The organism is Lysinibacillus sp. BPa_S21, from assembly GCF_023337795.1.
Lineage (GTDB): Bacteria > Bacillota > Bacilli > Bacillales_A > Planococcaceae > Lysinibacillus.
This window is the reverse complement of record NZ_JALIRS010000007.1, coordinates 76,375-92,654: the sequence shown is the minus strand read 5'-3', so window position 1 is coordinate 92,654 and position 16,280 is coordinate 76,375. Positions and strand designations below refer to the sequence as shown.

Annotated in this window: 17 protein-coding genes; all 17 read left to right on the top strand. The window is 38.3% G+C overall.

Features of this window, described 5'->3' with window-relative positions; genetic code table 11:
* Nucleotides 1-60: 60 nt before the first annotated feature.
* The 17 genes from MOK21_RS15045 to MOK21_RS14965 all read left to right on the top strand — a co-directional run bounded on the left by MOK21_RS15045 (nt 61) and on the right by MOK21_RS14965 (nt 16,153).
* Nucleotides 61-1,530: a 4-hydroxyphenylacetate 3-hydroxylase family protein gene (locus MOK21_RS15045; protein ID WP_249074813.1), complete on the top strand. Its 1,470-nt coding sequence runs from the start codon at nt 61-63 to the stop codon at nt 1,528-1,530.
* A complete protein-coding gene (locus MOK21_RS15040; RefSeq protein WP_249074812.1) occupies nt 1,493-2,908 on the top strand; it encodes a 4-hydroxyphenylacetate 3-hydroxylase N-terminal domain-containing protein in 1,416 nt (471 codons plus the stop codon). The genes MOK21_RS15045 and MOK21_RS15040 overlap by 38 nt, the downstream gene beginning before the upstream one ends.
* A gap of 16 nt (nt 2,909-2,924) precedes the next feature.
* Nucleotides 2,925-3,977: an LLM class flavin-dependent oxidoreductase gene (locus tag MOK21_RS15035; RefSeq protein ID WP_249074811.1), complete on the top strand. Its 1,053-nt coding sequence runs from the start codon at nt 2,925-2,927 to the stop codon at nt 3,975-3,977.
* A gap of 7 nt (nt 3,978-3,984) precedes the next feature.
* On the top strand, nt 3,985-5,037 hold the full coding sequence (locus MOK21_RS15030; protein WP_249074810.1) for an LLM class flavin-dependent oxidoreductase: 1,053 nt from the start codon (nt 3,985-3,987) through the stop codon (nt 5,035-5,037).
* A 408-nt stretch (nt 5,038-5,445) separates the two neighbouring features.
* Nucleotides 5,446-6,507, top strand: coding sequence for a YeeE/YedE family protein (locus MOK21_RS15025; RefSeq protein ID WP_249074809.1), 1,062 nt, complete (start codon nt 5,446-5,448; stop codon nt 6,505-6,507).
* 18 nt (nt 6,508-6,525) lie between these two features.
* Nucleotides 6,526-6,750, top strand: coding sequence for a sulfurtransferase TusA family protein (locus MOK21_RS15020; protein WP_249074808.1), 225 nt, complete (start codon nt 6,526-6,528; stop codon nt 6,748-6,750).
* A 294-nt stretch (nt 6,751-7,044) separates the two neighbouring features.
* Complete coding sequence (locus tag MOK21_RS15015) at nt 7,045-7,305, top strand: metal-sensitive transcriptional regulator (RefSeq protein ID WP_249074807.1); 261 nt, start codon at nt 7,045-7,047, stop codon at nt 7,303-7,305.
* A 94-nt stretch (nt 7,306-7,399) separates the two neighbouring features.
* On the top strand, nt 7,400-7,690 hold the full coding sequence (locus MOK21_RS15010; protein ID WP_374110193.1) for a rhodanese-like domain-containing protein: 291 nt from the start codon (nt 7,400-7,402) through the stop codon (nt 7,688-7,690).
* A 12-nt stretch (nt 7,691-7,702) separates the two neighbouring features.
* Nucleotides 7,703-7,999, top strand: coding sequence for a rhodanese-like domain-containing protein (locus MOK21_RS15005; RefSeq protein WP_249074805.1), 297 nt, complete (start codon nt 7,703-7,705; stop codon nt 7,997-7,999).
* 64 nt (nt 8,000-8,063) lie between these two features.
* Nucleotides 8,064-8,618: a sulfurtransferase TusA family protein gene (locus MOK21_RS15000; RefSeq protein WP_249074804.1), complete on the top strand. Its 555-nt coding sequence runs from the start codon at nt 8,064-8,066 to the stop codon at nt 8,616-8,618.
* A 12-nt stretch (nt 8,619-8,630) separates the two neighbouring features.
* Nucleotides 8,631-9,026 (top strand): DsrE/DsrF/DrsH-like family protein, encoded by a 396-nt coding sequence (locus MOK21_RS14995; protein ID WP_249074803.1) that lies wholly within the window; start codon nt 8,631-8,633, stop codon nt 9,024-9,026.
* An 88-nt stretch (nt 9,027-9,114) separates the two neighbouring features.
* Nucleotides 9,115-10,242 carry an MBL fold metallo-hydrolase gene (locus MOK21_RS14990; protein ID WP_249074802.1) on the top strand — a complete coding sequence of 376 codons (1,128 nt, stop codon included), beginning with the start codon at nt 9,115-9,117 and terminating at the stop codon, nt 10,240-10,242.
* 207 nt (nt 10,243-10,449) lie between these two features.
* Complete coding sequence (locus MOK21_RS14985) at nt 10,450-10,677, top strand: sulfurtransferase TusA family protein (RefSeq protein ID WP_249074801.1); 228 nt, start codon at nt 10,450-10,452, stop codon at nt 10,675-10,677.
* Nucleotides 10,678-10,816: 139 nt separating this feature from the next.
* On the top strand, nt 10,817-11,593 hold the full coding sequence (locus MOK21_RS14980; RefSeq protein WP_249074800.1) for a sulfite exporter TauE/SafE family protein: 777 nt from the start codon (nt 10,817-10,819) through the stop codon (nt 11,591-11,593).
* A gap of 13 nt (nt 11,594-11,606) precedes the next feature.
* Nucleotides 11,607-12,311, top strand: coding sequence for a DsbA family oxidoreductase (locus tag MOK21_RS14975; protein ID WP_249074799.1), 705 nt, complete (start codon nt 11,607-11,609; stop codon nt 12,309-12,311).
* Nucleotides 12,312-12,608: 297 nt separating this feature from the next.
* On the top strand, nt 12,609-13,553 hold the full coding sequence (locus MOK21_RS14970) for a c-type cytochrome (RefSeq protein WP_249074798.1): 945 nt from the start codon (nt 12,609-12,611) through the stop codon (nt 13,551-13,553).
* Between the two features lie 611 nt (nt 13,554-14,164).
* Nucleotides 14,165-16,153, top strand: a complete 1,989-nt coding sequence (locus MOK21_RS14965) for an ABC1 kinase family protein (RefSeq protein WP_249074797.1) — start codon at nt 14,165-14,167, stop codon at nt 16,151-16,153.
* Nucleotides 16,154-16,280: the final 127 nt, after the last annotated feature.

Below are 16,280 nucleotides of genomic sequence, written 5' to 3'. Positions count from 1 at the left end.
TTTGCGAAGGAGATTTGGTGGGAGTTTTTTGTGTTCATGAAAAGGAGTTGGAGATAATAAATGTCTTTTAGTGGAAGTTTGAAAGATGGAAGAAGTGTGTGGCTAGACGGAGTAAAAGTGGACGTAACAACTCATCCTGCTTTTACGGGAACATTAGTAACTATCACAAATTTATTAGCACTTCTAGATGATGAGAAGAAACAAAGCATTGCAGGCTTTAAAAGTCCGAAAAGTAATCGATTTGTTCATAGTGCATTTTATATTCCACGTAGCTATGAGGACTTAATAAAGCGTAAAAAAGCATTTGCTCTATGGTCGAATAAAACATATGGAGTGATGAGTCGTTTATCTGATTATGCTAATTCTCTAATTACCGGATACTATTTGGATCGTCATCAGTTTGCGCAATATGATGTTGGATTTGTTGAAAAAATAACGAAATATTATGAGTTAGCTAGAGATGAACGGCGAATTGTTACTACTGCAATTTTGGATCCTCAAATTGATCGTTCGAAACCAGCAGAAGAGCAAGATGAAGACGCATTATTGCATATTATACGGGAGACCGAGGAGGGGGTAGTTGTACGAGGGGCTAAAATGATTGCAACTGGTGCTCCGTATGCACATGATGTCATTGTTACCTCTCCGCAAAAATTATCATCAAATCAAATAGCACAAGCAAATATGTTTATTGTGCCATTAAATTTACCTGGGCTACAAATTGTTTGTCGAGAATCATTTGCTTCAAATAAAGAGCATCATAAATTAAGTTCAAGATTCGATGAAATGGACGCTGTTTTATTATTTGACGATGTTTTAATTCCGTGGGATAGGGTGCTTATTAAAGGTTCACCTGAGGGCGTGTTGAAAGCTCATCAGCATCAGCAAATCGATGCGCTAGCACAGCATCAAACGGTGGTTCGTTTACTATCAAAATTAGAATTTATTGCTGGAGTTACAACAGCAATAGCTCAATCAATTGGTGCAGATTACTTTCTACATGTTCAAGAAAAAATAGGGGAACTTTATACACAAATTGATAGTATTGAAGCTTTATTAATTTCATCAGAAAAAGAAGGGCTTCTAAATGAGCAGAATGTTTATTTGCCTAATATTACGCCACTACAAACAGCAAGAAATTTAGGTACCCATTTCTATGGCCGTGCTCTAGATATTTTAAAGCAGATTGGTGCAGGAGGCTTTATTCAATTATCGTCATTTCCAATTCCAGAAAACCATGAACTATACCCATTATTCTCTAAATACTATAAAGGGGCAAAGGTGGATGCACGAACAAAAGAAAAGTTATTTAGAATTGGGTGGGAGCTTATTGGCAGTCAACTCGGCTCACGTCATGATTTATACGAACGGTTTTATACAGGGGATCCAATTCGCGTTTATGCATTGCAGTATGAAACTTATGATAAGTCCTATTTAAAAAATAAGTTAAATCATTTTTTGAATAATTTAGTTGAAAGGGAGGTAAACGAAGATGAATACGCCGATTCCGTATTTGCAGAGGTTGAATAATGGGCGAACAGTTTGGTTAGATGGGGAGATTGTTAATAATTTAGAAAACCATAATGCCTTTAAAGGGATTGTTCAAACAATACAGCATTTATTAAATTTACAAACAGTGGAGCCGACAAAATCGATTTTAACGTATGAAACAGAAAAAGGTGCAAACGCCCATTTATCTTTTTTAGTTCCAACATCAATCAATGATTTGAAAAGGAAAAGTTTAGCTTATAAATGTTGGGTAGATGAAACATTTGGCGTAATGAGCCGTTTATCCGAATATTCTCGTTCGCAGTTAGTAGGTTGGTATGCAAGTAGACAACAATTAGATGTTTTGTCACCGGGCATTGCAACAAAGCTTGAAAAACTATACGAAGCGGCACGTGATTTAGATTTATTATCAACGGTAGCAGCACATGACCCGCAAAAAAACCGTTCAAAATCTGCTGAAGAGATAGAGCATGGGAAATTACGTGTAGTTACTAAAAATGAAGAAGGTATTTTTGTGAGTGGTGCTAAAACAATTGCTACAGCAGCACCATATGTGGATGAACTGCTCATAACTTCTTATCATAAGCGAGGATTAGAGGAAGCACCAATGGCAAATGTATTTTATGTTCCAACTTCAGCTCAAGGGCTACATATGGTATGTCGAGAATCGTTTGCTTCAACTGATACAAACAACCACCCTTTAAGCTCTCGTTTTGATGAAATGGATGCTGTCTTAATTTTTGATAATGTTCTAATCCCTTGGGATAGGGTGTTGGTAGCAGAAGATCCTGAATTAGCTTGGAAGCTACGAATTGAAACGGCATCATCTTTGTTAAGTCAGCATCAAACGGTTGTACGCCTGATTAGTAAATTAGAATCGGTCGTCTCAATTGGCAACGCACTAGCGGAAACAGCTGGAGCGACGGAGTTTTTACATGTGAAAGAGAAGTTGAGTGAGTTAATCATACAGTTAGAAACTATAAAGGGCTTATTAAATGCAGCTGAATATGAAGCTATCGAACACAATGGAATATATCTACCTAAACAACGATTTTTAACGACTGCCCGAAATTTAGGTACACGTTATTATCCACGTGCTTTGGAAATATTACAGCAAATTGGAGCAAGCGGATTACTGCAAGTGCCGTCTACTATTGAAGAAATCAATGGGCCAATAGGCGACAAGTTACAGGCGTATTATGGAGGTACACATACAAGTGCATTTGCAAGAACCAAATTTATTAAACTAGCTTGGGATTTAATAGGTAGTCAACTTGGAGCGCGTCACGAATTATATGAACGTTTTTATTCAGGTGATCCTGTTCGTACCTTTGCAGCGCAATATCAAAATTACAGTGAAAAGGAACGATTGTTAAAGCTAGTTGAAGAATTTAATTAGGTAAGGAGAGAGGACTATGAAACCACATTTTTATTGGTTTGCTCCTACAAATGGAGACGGCAGGTATTTAGGGTTAAAGCAGCCTGAAAGAGAGCCGACCTTTGAGTATTTAGTAGATATAGCTCAAACTGCAGAAAAAGCAGGATTTGAAGGGATTTTGATTCCAACAGGTATTCCTTATTTAGATTCTTGGCTTGTAGGGTCTGCGATCGTTCATCAGACAAAGCATATAAAACCGTTAATTGCATTTAGACCCGGCTTTGTTTCACCGACAGTTGCATCTAAAATGGCAGCAACTTTAGATCAATTTTCGAAGGGAAGAGTGTTGGTTAATGTTGTAACGGGCGGTTCAGAAAAAGAGCTAGCACAAGACGGCGACTATTTATCACACCAACAACGCTATGAACGTACAGATGAATTTTTAACTGTAGTGAAAGAAACATGGCGAGGAGAATCGTTTCATCATGATGGCGAGTTTTTTAATGTAACTGAAGGAAAGTTGATTCCTACTCTCTATCAAGAAAAAGGTATTCCTATTTATTTTGGAGGTTCTTCCGATGTGGCTAAGGAAATAGCTGCTAAAGCTGCAGATGTTTATTTACAATGGGGGGAGCCAATTGCGAGCATTCAGGAGCAAATTCAAGATGTTGAAAGACGAGCTAAAAAGTATAATCGTCAATTAGAGTACGGTATTCGAATTCATATAGTTGTACGGGATACAGAACAAGAGGCTTGGGATGCTGCTTATAACATTATTAGTAAAATTGAAAATCCTGTACAATCGAATCTTAATCGATATTATGAAACGGTAGATTCAGTGGCTCAAAAAAGAATGAATGTCCTTACTGCTGAAAACGAGCGATTTGATCAATACAGTTGGGCAGGTATCGGGAAAATTCGAAAAGGTGCAGGAACCGCCATTGTTGGTACACCGGAGCAAGTAAAAGCAGGGTTGCAAGCGTATATTGATATCGGCGTAAGGCACTTTATTTTATCAGGCTTCCCTCATAAAGAGGAAGCGGAAATTTTCGGAGAAAAGGTATTACCATTATTTGAAAAAATGGAGTGATCATTAAATGGAATTTGTTATTTGGGGCTCAAATTTAGCAGGTGGATTTTTACGTTCTAGGATAGAGCAAAATACAGAAGGAAGCTTTGAGTACAATAAAACATTGATAAAATTAGCTGAAAAGTTAGATATAAATGCTGTTTTATTTCCGATCCGATATATGGGTAATATTGGTGGTAATGATAGTGCTGAAGAAGGGCAGCTGGATGCCCTAACGATTGCGGCAGCGTTATTTGCTGAAACGAAAAATATTCACTTTATAGCAGCTGTTTTGCCTGGGTTCATCCATCCAGCAACTTTAGCCAAAATAGGTTCAACAATAGACGTCATTTCAAATGGGAGATTTCATATTAATTTAGTGAGTGGTTGGTTTAAAAAAGAGCAAGAAACCTTCGGTATTGAGTGGATCAACCATGAAGATCGGTATCGACGTTCAACAGAGTATTTAGAGGTATTGAAAGGTCTTTGGTCACAAGATAACTTTAGCTATGAGGGCGATTTCTATACAATAAAAAATGCTACGCTTACACCAAAACCAATTCAAAAGCCATATCCTTCAATTTATCAAGGTGGTAATTCAGAAGACGCTCAAGTTATGGCAGGCGTACACAGTGATGTTTATTTTATGAACGGAGCTCCGATTGTAGAGTTGCAAAAACAGATTGAAAATGTAACTGAGATTGCGAAAAGAAAGGGTCGGACGATAAAATTTGCTGTTAATGCATTTGTGATTGCCCGTAAAACTTCTGAAGAAGCGTTCCGAGAATTTCAATCTATTATTGACCATGCCGATGAAGAAGCGATCCTGCAGTTCCAGAATCGCAAAGAAACGTTAGGGATGTGGAAAAATGCCACTCAGTTAAGTGATTTTGTAGCTAATAATGAAGGTTTTCGTACTGGGTTAATCGGTAGTTATGATGAAGTAATTGCTAAATTACAAGAATTAAGTAGCATCGGTATTGAAAAGGTACTAATTACATTTAAAGAACCGTTAAAGGAATTACCGGAATTTCATAAACATGTTAGCACAAAACTAAATCACAGTATTTTTAACCATTAAAACATTGTAATTCTATAGGCAAAATACAAAATAGGGGGTGTTATAAAGCATACTTTTATTTGTGCAGAGCGTACAATTCCTTTGAAATTATACTGTGAAAAAAACGAAAACAATCTATAGAAACCTTTACAAAGAAATTAAAAATTTACATGAGATTGATGTGAAGGGCAAAAAAATTCATTATGAATTCTTTAGTCCAGCAATACAGTCAGCAAAATAAAATAAATAAACATATGAGCCCTTGTTATAAGCAGCAGTTATCTGCACTTGTAGCAAGGTTTTTTTGTGTGCATAGGCACGAAAGAGTTATTAGATTTTTCGCAGTTTTAAAAAAGTAATTGAATTCTTAGTAAAACAAGTGGTAATATAACTTATAAGAATACTAGGGTATTGAAAGGGGAATTGTGGATGGTCCAAATGGTTATTACAGGACTTATTTGTGGAGCTTTACTTGGATTTGTTATGCAGCGTGGTCGTTTTTGCTTAACTGGTGGCTTCCGCGATATGTTTTTGACGAAGGATAATCGTATGTTTTACGCATTACTTATTGCAATAGCAATTCAAAGTGTGGGTGTATACACCTTAATTAGTCTAAAGGTATTTGAATTTAGTGCTGGTTCTTTACCAATCGTAGCCGTTATTGTAGGTTCATTTATTTTTGGAATTGGCATTATTTTCGCTGGTGGTTGTGCAACAGGCACTTGGTATCGGGCAGGAGAAGGTTTAATTGGTAGTTGGATTGCATTAGCTGGTTATATGCTCGTAGCGGCAATGATGAAGTCAGGTGTATTGTTGCCCTTAGATAAGGCTATGAAAGAAACGAGCGTAGAAACTAATTCTATTGCCGAGACAATTGGCGTAAACAACTGGTTGATTATAACGATTTTCGTAGTAATAGTTGCATGTATCATATACCGTGAGTTAAAGAAACCACGATTGAAAATCCCAGGGTTAAAGCCGAAAAAAACGGGATTAGCACATATTTTATTTGAAAAACGTTGGCATCCATTTATCACTGCAACAATTATAGGTGTGATTGCAACTTTAGCATGGCCATTAAGTGTTGCTACTGGGCGCATAGGCGGGCTAGGCGTTACAACACCATCTGCTAATATTTTGCAATTTTTAGTGACGGGGGAAATTAGCTTCATCAACTGGGGTGTTTTCCTAGTACTAGGAATTTTCTTAGGATCATTATTCGCAGCAAAAATGAGCGGCGAATTTAGATTCCGTATTCCAGATACAAAAACGGCGATTAACAGCTTATGTGGTGGACTTATGATGGGATTCGGAGCAGGTTTAGCGGGAGGTTGCTCGATTGGTAATGGCTTGGTGATGACAGCAATGATGACTTGGCAAGGGTGGATTTCATTAGGGTTTATGATTTTAGGTACATGGACAGCATCTTACTTTGTGTTTGTACGACCAAGTAAAAAAGCGAAGCAGGCTACGCACGTAGTAACAGCCTAAAAAAAGGAGTGTTTTCATATGAAAAAAACATTAGAAGTAATGGGGATGGTTTGTCCATTTCCTTTAGTAGAAGCAAAAGAAGCTATAAAAGATTTAAATTCAGGCGATGAATTAGAAGTGCAATTTGATTGCACACAAGGAACAGAATCCATTCCTCGGTGGGCTGCTGAAGAGGGGCACGAGGTAACAGAGTATGAACAAGTTGGCGAAGCTGCTTGGACCATTACTATTAAAAAGAAATAAGTCTTCAATATAACGAGAAATTCGATGATAGAATCGTCGAATTTCTCGTTTTTTTTTATAAAAGAGAGGTGAAGATTGGGATAAAACCAGAAATTAACGGGGATGAAATGTTGATATAAGGGGAATTAACAATGTAGCGATGTTTAACTTCTTTCCGATTTCCGACGCAATGATGTCGAGGTGTATTTGATTAAAAAAAGTTAGAGCTTCGATGTTGACATTATACCTAATGGGGTATAATATGAATCTCGTAAGCAAGTTCAATCAATCGTTTTGAAGGGAGGCGTGAATAGTATGGCTTACGGTACAAAAACAGCTAATCGAGTGAAACGAATAGAAGGTCAATTGCGTGGTGTTTTACGCATGATGGAAGAAGAAAAAAACTGTAAAGATGTGATTACACAGCTATCTGCCGTGCGTTCTGCGGTTGATCGAACTATTGGAGTGATTGTTAGTGAAAATTTATTAGAATGTGTAACGACTGCTGAAGGAGATGCTGAAAAAGTGAATACAGCTATCCAAGAAGCGATGGATTTAGTCGTGAAAAGCAGATAAATTTTATATACCCTTAATAGTATATGGAAGGAGGCTATGTTAATTGGGAACATGGATTTTGCTTGCTGTTGTAGTGGCATTTTTTATTTGGCGCATGAAACCGGCAAAAGGAGTACGAACAATCTCGACAGCGCAATTAAAAAACATCTTGAATGAAAAAGACAAAGTATTTGTTGATGTGCGAACACCAGCTGAATATAAAGGTCGTAACATTCCACAATTCAAAAATATCCCTCTTGGTTCAAGTTTCGATAAATTACCTAAAGATAAAGAGATAGTGGTCATTTGTCAAAGTGGGATGCGTAGTAGTCAAGCGTGTAAGCAATTAAAAAAACGAGGATTTGAGCGTGTGACAAATGTCCGCGGTGGCATGAGCGCGTATTAGGAGGAGAATAGCATGAAGGAAATTTCAGCTAAGGAAGTACAACAAGCTTTCGAGCAGGGTCAGTCATTGAATTTAATCGACGTGCGTGAAGTTGATGAAGTGGAAGTAGGGCATATTCCTGGCATTATTCATATTCCACTTGGTTTACTTGAATTTCGTATGCACGAACTAAATAAAGATGAATCATATATTATGGTTTGTCGATCAGGTGGTCGTAGTGGTAGTGCTACTCAGTTTTTGGAAAGCCAAGGCTTCGATGTTTCCAATATGGTTGGAGGCATGCTAGCTTGGGAAGGCGAAGTAAAGTAGCCTATAACTCTTGCTATATTTTTTTAGAAAAAATAATACCCATATAGGTATGAAGGGGGAAGTTATGAGTATTAAAGCAGATTTTCAGCTAGATGCTAAGGGGCTTTCTTGTCCTATGCCGATTGTTAAAACAAGAAAGGCAATTGCAGACTTAGTAGATGGCCAAATTTTAGAAGTATCAGCGACAGATAAAGGTTCAAAGGCGGATATTGCTGCATGGGCCGAATCTGTGGGGCATCAATATATTGGGACAGTGGAAGAAGGAAGTGTGCTGAAGCATTACATTCGTAAATGCTCAGACGACACGATGGATGAGCAAGCATTTGAGCAAATAATTGAGTTAGATGAGGCTATGAAGAGAGAAGGTCTCATTCTCGATGTTCGTGAGGAGGCAGAGTTTGCTTTTGGCCACATCGAGGGTGCGAAGTCTATCCCTATGGGTGAATTGGAAGCGCGTATTGGTGAGCTTGATAAAGAGCAAGAGATTTATGTCGTATGTCGGACAGGGAAGCGTAGTGATTTAGCTGCTCAAAAGCTTACGGCACATGGTTTTACAAAGGTATTTAACGTTTTGCCGGGGATGACTTCCTGGACAGGGAATTTAACAAAAAACATTTAGGAGGAATTTATTATGTCAAATAAAGTAGCGATAATTGCAAGTAACGGTGGTCTTTTCGATGCGTATAAGGTGTTCAATATTGCGACGGCAGCGGCCGCAACAGAGAAAGAAGTAGCGATCTTCTTTACATTCGAAGGGTTAAATTTAATTCATAAACAAGGAATGCATGCATTACCTATGCCTGCGGGCGCTGAGCATTTTGCAGAAGGGTTTGCTAAAGCTAATGTACCAGCAATTCCGCAATTAGTGGAGATGGCGCTGGAATTAGGTGTGAAAATGATCGCTTGTCAAATGACGATGGATGTAATGGGTTTAACGACAGATGATTTTATTGAAGGTGTCGAGGTTGGGGGAGCTGTAACGTTCTTAGAGTTTGCAAAAGATGCAGCACCGTCACTAACATTCTAATTAAAATGAATGAGTCACTATATAGGCGGAGAGGACAATCCTTTCCGCTAAAAAAATCAACGAAATAATACCTTTGGGGGTAACGGAAGTGTCAGTTCTAAAATGGAGCGCAGCAGAAGTAGCGAAAAAAGTAATTAATAATGAAGAATTATTTATTTTAGATGTTCGAAATGCTGATGCATTCGAGGATTGGAAAATCGATGGTCATAAATTTGAATACCTTAATATTCCGTATTTTGAGCTATTAGATGGCGTTGAGGATATTTTACCGAAGATCCCAACCGATAAGGATGTGTTAGTCGTTTGTGCGAAAGAAGGATCATCGCTAATGGTAGCTGAGATGTTATCCGAAGCAGGTCGTACAGGGGCTTATTTAGCTGGTGGGATGAAAACGTGGAGTGAATATTTAGAACCGATTAAAGTTGGAGATTTAACAGGTGGTGGAGAGCTTTATCAATTTGTACGTTTAGGGAAAGGTTGCCTTTCTTATATGGTCATCTCTGAGGGTGAAGCAGCAATTATTGATGCTGTACGTTTTACGGACACATTCACAAGCTTTGCGGAAGAGAAAAACGTAAACATTAAATATGTGTTCGATACACATTTGCATGCGGATCATATTTCTGGTGGCCGACATATAGCTGCTACTACTGGTGCGACGTATTATTTACCGCCGAAAGATGCAGAAGAGGTTGTGTTTGATTATACACCTTTACTTGATGGAACAACTGTACAAGTTGGTGCATCCAAAATTGACGTAGGAGCAATTTATTCGCCAGGTCATACAATTGGTTCAACGTCATTTGTTGTGGACAGCAAGTATTTATTGACTGGAGATATATTATTTATTGATTCAATTGGACGCCCTGATTTAGCGGGTCTTGCAGAAGACTGGGTTGGTGATTTACGCGAAACACTTTATAAACGATACAGAGAATTATCGAATGATCTAATTGTTTTACCAGCTCATTTTATGATCATTGATGAATTAAATGAAGATGGAACTGTAGCAAAACATCTTGGACAATTATTTGCGGAAAATCACGGTTTAAATATTAAGGATGAAGCAGAGTTCAGAAGCGTTGTGACAGAGCATTTGCCTCCACAGCCAAATGCATATCAAGATATTCGTCAAGTAAATATGGGTAAGATTACGCCAACGCAGGAAGAGCAAACAGAGATGGAAATTGGTCCGAATCGTTGTGCAGTTCGATAGAGTTGTCTATCCCGTACTCGTAAAAGTTCGGTGAATACTAATAATTCTTGGGGGATGAAGAAAACTCCCAATGGTAAGATGCAATAACTATACATGCTTACAGCGTGTTAATAGCGCGAAGCGAAGGCGCTCATCCTTCGTAAAGTGTAAAAAATACAGAACAGGCAAAATCGCTTACAACCTTTGCCGTTCCAAAGGAGAAAAAATATGAAATCAACTTTACAACTAGATGCAAAAGGTTTATCTTGTCCAATGCCTATAGTGAAAACAAAAAAAGCTATAGATACATTAGCTTCTGGGGAAATTTTAGAGGTTCAGGTAACAGATAAGGGAGCTTTAGCGGACATCCCTGCTTGGGCCAAAGCCGGTGGTCATATCATTTTAGACAAAGCTGAAGACGCTGGTGTTATTACGTTCTTTATTCAAAAAGCTTAAAACTGGTGAGGGTTGTTTGAAGGTAGAACAGCCCTCCTTTCATTTAACTTATTTTAGTGGGTGTCCGTACATCCAGTGAAATAGAGGAGCTCAGGCTAAGAACTTTATATCCTTAAAAGTAACGGAAAGAAGGAAAAGTATGGATGTAGCATGGATGATTACAATATTTTTAATTGGCTTTGTAGGTTCATTTGTATCAGGAATGCTAGGAATTGGCGGAGCCATTATAAAATATCCAATGTTATTATATATCCCACCTTTACTTGGTTTTGCAGCATTTTCCGCACATGAAGTATCAGGTATTAGTGCGGTTGAAGTGTTATTTGCCTCTATGGCTGGGGTATGGGCATATCGAAAAGGTGGTTATTTAAATAAATCACTGATTATATATATGGGTGCTGCCGTATTAGTAGGAAGTTTTGTTGGTAGTTTTGGCTCCAAATTTTTATCTGAAGTGGGCGTTAACATCGTGTATGGTGTATTAGCGTTAATTGCTGCAGTGATGATGTTTATTCCTAAGAAGCAGATTGACGACAAGCCTTTAGATGAGGTAACGTTCAATAAACCGATAGCGGCCATATTAGCGTTTATCGTTGGTATTGGATCGGGGATTGTTGGAGCGGCTGGTGGATTCTTGTTAGTACCTATTATGCTAGTCGTATTAGGTATCCCGACACGTATGACAATAGCTACAAGCCTCGCGATTACCTTTATATCCTCAATAGGCGGGACAGTCGGAAAATTGATGACGGGACAAGTTAATTACTATCCTGCAATCATTATGATTATAGCTAGTCTAATTGCTGCCCCATTAGGTGTAAAAGCGGGTAAAAATGTAAATACAAAAATTTTGCAAGTTATTTTAGCGGTTCTTATATTGGCGACCGCTATTAAAATTTGGATGACTATATTGTAGGAGGCATTAGTAGATGAAAATTGAGATTTTTTCGGACTTTACATGTCCTTTCTGCTATATTGGCAAACGGGAATTGGAACGTGCTATTAATTTAGCGGGTTATTCGGGAAAGGTAGAAATTGAATACAAAGCATACCAAATTGGTCCGGATACGCCTAAGAAAGATGCGCCAACTTTATATGAGGGTATGGTTGCGAAATTTAACGCTACATTAGAAGAAGTAAAGGAAATGACTAAGGGCATAGCGGTACGGGCCGAAGCGACTGGCTTACATTACAATTTTGAAGATATGAAAACGGCTCATACCGAAAAAGCTCATCGATTAGCAAAGTGGGTAAGACAGTTTGGTAAAGAGTCAATCTATACGGAAGAGCTTATGAGAGGTTACTTTACGGAAGGAAAAGACTTAAACGATGATATGTTCTTGTTAGAAGTCATTGAAAATTTAGGCTTAGATGTTGAAAAAGCAAAAGGTGTTCTGGCGTCAAACGACTTCAGTGAAGCTTTAGACAAAGATCGATATGACGCCCAACAACTAGGTGTACAAAGTGTGCCGTTCTTTGTGTTTGAAAATCGTTATGGTATTAAAGGTGCGGAGCCAAATGAGGTTTTTGTACGAACTTTACATCAAGCGGCAGAGATAGCGGGTATTCAGCCGGTTTTAAGGATGACGGGTGATGGTGAAGCTATTTGTGCTGATGGTGAATGTAAATTATAAGGGGGGAATGCCGAGTGCGATGCTGTGCTCGGCATTTTTATTTACGCGAAAGCCAAGTGTTGCAGTAGATGTTTTAGTAAAGTAGTAGCTAGCATTACGCTAAGGCAAAATTAATTAGGTCAGGAAATAGTACATACTGCAAGAGGTATTAAGTCTCGATTGATGTGTAATAGAACAAAAGAATTCATAATTTTATCCTCTAAATGGTTCTATTTACGCGAGGTGTGAGAAATTTCACATCGGAAAACATGCTATTTTGCTAAAATATAGGTGATTATACAAAGGGGGGTATTATAGATGAAACCTATAGTAGCGGGAGTAGCGGGGACGGTGCTGTTAGCAGGTACACTTTTTGTAGGAGCAGCCATTAGCGACAAAATTTTAGGGGATGCAGAAAGCAAAGAAGCCGCTGAACAAACAAAAATACCGACAACAGCAGCTGCTCAGTCAGTTGTCTATGCGCCACCAAGTATTGAAGAAGTACCAGATGGGCCAATGAAGGAAGCAATATTATATGGTTATGAGCTTGTCAATAATACACATGTTGCTGCAGAAGAATATGTTGGGAATCAATTGTCTTGCACAAGCTGTCATGCAGGGGCAGGTTACGATGAGCAAGTATCGTCGTTAGTAGGCGTTATGGCGGATTATCCCCAATATATCGCGCGCTCTGGTGATATTGTAACGATTGAGGAGCGTATTAATGGATGTATGGTTCGCAGTATGAACGGTAAGAAATTCGACATGAATAGCAAAGAGCTAGAAGCGATGGTTTCGTACTTCGCCTATATTTCAGAAGGTGTACCGATCGGAGCAGAACGTGAATGGGTGGGTACAAGTACTATGAAGGACATTCCTATACCAGATGTTAAGAATGGTGAGGAAGTATATGCTCAGTCTTGTATCGCTTGTCACGCAGCTGATGGCTCAGGCAATGGTGCTAATACAGGCCCGGCATTGTGGGGTGAAAAATCATTCAATGATGGAGCGGGGATGGCAAGAATGTCTAAAATGGCTGGCTACATCAAACATAATATGCCAGTCGGTGCAGCGGGTACTTTGACAGATCAAGATGCCGCTGATTTAGCAGCCTTTATTTTATCGCAGGATCGACCTGAATGGGCAAATCATAATAAAGATTGGCCGAAAGGCGGAAGACCTAATGATATTATGAATAAAGAAAAACGGGAACAAGTTAAAAATAACACAATAGATTGGGAGAAAGTGCTTTCTACTAATTAATAGAAAAGGGATGCTGAAACTTACGGCATCCCTTTTGTGTTATTTATAATTATAGGCCGTGACAATTTTATCTCTGTTAGTTGTCGTATCTGTGAATTATTCATACAAGCAAATACCAAGGAAGGAACCATCGACATTAAAGACATTAGAGAAACTATTATCCTTTTTCAAACATGATAATCTCACTTGTTCACGAGACACAACCATCGACACCACTGATTGCTAAATATTTTTTACGCATGTGTAAGCACATCTTTTTCTTGTCGTATACATATATGGGTATATTGTGGATAAAATAAAGGTTTTCTTGTATTGGTGATAAATAAAATTGTGGATAACTATCAGTTTAATTAGGTGATATACCATGTTAGGTATTTTATCGACAAAAATGACTGAGTAAAAATCATTGTAAGTGGATAAATACTAAAAAAGTGAACAAATAGACGAAATTTTGGGGATAAACCTAGGCGTAAAAGAAATTAAGTACCCCGATTTGGTTATCACTAAAAGTAAAGAATGCAGTCGGAATGGAGATGAATTTCGCGTTAGGGTGATGAGCCTTAGATTTGTTATACTAGCAGTATTAGGAAATGGCATCGGAGGTGACGCTATTGATTTATTTGAAGTTTTTCATTCAAATCATTGTTGTATCAGGGCTTATTTATATTGTAAGTGGTCGATTAATTGGTTCAAATATAAATTTTATACGTAGGATTCTTTCTGTCGTTATTAGTGTGACGCTAACGTCCTTTGTTTACTGGTACACTTATTTACGTCATACAGATTTTTTGTACGAACCGGTGATGCAAACTGTGACAGAGGTCAGTACACTTATTTGGATTGGTTGCATGCTACTAATTTCGATGTTGCTCTATCTCGTTTTTGAGCTTTTCGATTCAAGTGGTATTAGGGCCAGGGATCGTCGTAATGGGCAAAAAAATTTTTTCATGCGCCTTCGAAGCTACTGGCGACAACAAAAGCGCTTGCGTCAGGTGTTAAAAATAGCTGTGACAAATGGCGTTGTTCAAACGATTAAATACGCAAGACAACGAGAAAATGAAAAAGAGCTTGCCGTTGCTTTAAGAGTAACTTTGGAGCAATGTGGTGGGATATTTATTAAATTTGGTCAGGTACTTTCTACTCGTAAGGAACTATTTTCGCCTATCTTTATTGCCGAGTTAGAGAAACTACAGGATAGTGTGAAGCCTTTACCGTCAGAGCAGGTAACACAAATATTAGAAAATTCACTTCCAAAGCCTATGAATGAAATATTTACAAGCTTTCAAATGGAGCCTATTGCAGCAGCCTCCATTGGACAAGTACATAAGGCACGATTGAAAAATTTTGATGAAGTCGTGGTCAAGCTACTGCGTCCAGAAGTGAAGGGGATTATGCGAGACGATCTTGATATTTTAGAGGAATTTGCCAACTGGCTTTCAACTAAGTCTACATGGGCTGAATCACTTGGTTTTCGAGAGCTTGCTAAAGGATTTGCAGATGGGTTACGTGAGGAAACCCATTTAGATATTGAGGCTCGTAATACATTACAGGTGACGAATGCACTTGCCAAAAGCGATTATAAGGTGAGGATTCCTAAAATCTATATAGAATATTGTCAGGAAAATATTATTGTCATGGAATACGTACGAGGGAAAAGTGTTGCCAATGCTACGGCTGCATTTAACCAATTAGAGTGTGATCGTAAGCAGTTTGCACGGACTGTGTTATATTCCTTCTTTGAGCAGGCGCTTCTTTCAGGTATATTTCATGCAGATCCGCATCCGGGGAATATTCAAATTGATGAGATGGATGGCAAACCGATACTGCTGGATTTTGGAGCTGTTGGCCGTTTGGGGGCTACACAACAAGAGGGCTTAAAGCAATTTTTAATGGGAATTCAGCTAAATGATTCAAGTATTTTATATGACGGCCTAACATTAATGGTTGAAAATGCTGATCATGCAGAACGTGCAAAGATGGAGCAAGCTATAGATCAAATTCTCTTGAAAATCTCTTACGTTGATCGGATTCCAACAGAGGAATTAATACATGCGTTATTTACGGTTGTTCGTGATTTCGGTCTTGCTTTCTACCCTGCAGTAGCTTTAGCACTACGTTCCTTAGTAACATTAGATGGAACATTACGGGTGATTGACCCAAGTTTTGATATTTTTACAGAAGCGAAAGAATTTTCATCTGTCTATATGCGAGCATCCTTCCTGAAGCCATTTAAAGAACCAATGGCCGCAAAGGAACGTTTACAGGAAGAATTGTCAATGCTTATACCGACATTGCGCAAAATGCCAAGACGAATCGACCAACTTATTCAACGGGTAGAAAGTGGAAAAATTATTTTACATCACGATGTTTTTTCGGATGAGGATAATGCTCGTTTTATAACCAATCTATTTTCCCGTTTCGTCCTGCTGCTCGTTGGTATTACCTTTGGTATTATTTCGGTAGCACTTTTAGCCATCTCACAATTCATTCAGGATACGTATGCTGTTTACTTAAATACAGCTGCATACTTGGGGTTATTTTTATGTGCCATTCTCTTAGTACGGCTTTCTATCCAAGCGCTACGTTCTATGAAGCAATAGAAGTGCCGCTAGCAGTGAAAATCAATCTTTGTTTATGGATATACATTATTTTTAGGTAGGGGACATGTTCCTTTACCTATTTTTATTGTGAAAACGTTCCTTAGAAATATTACAAAAATATTACAAA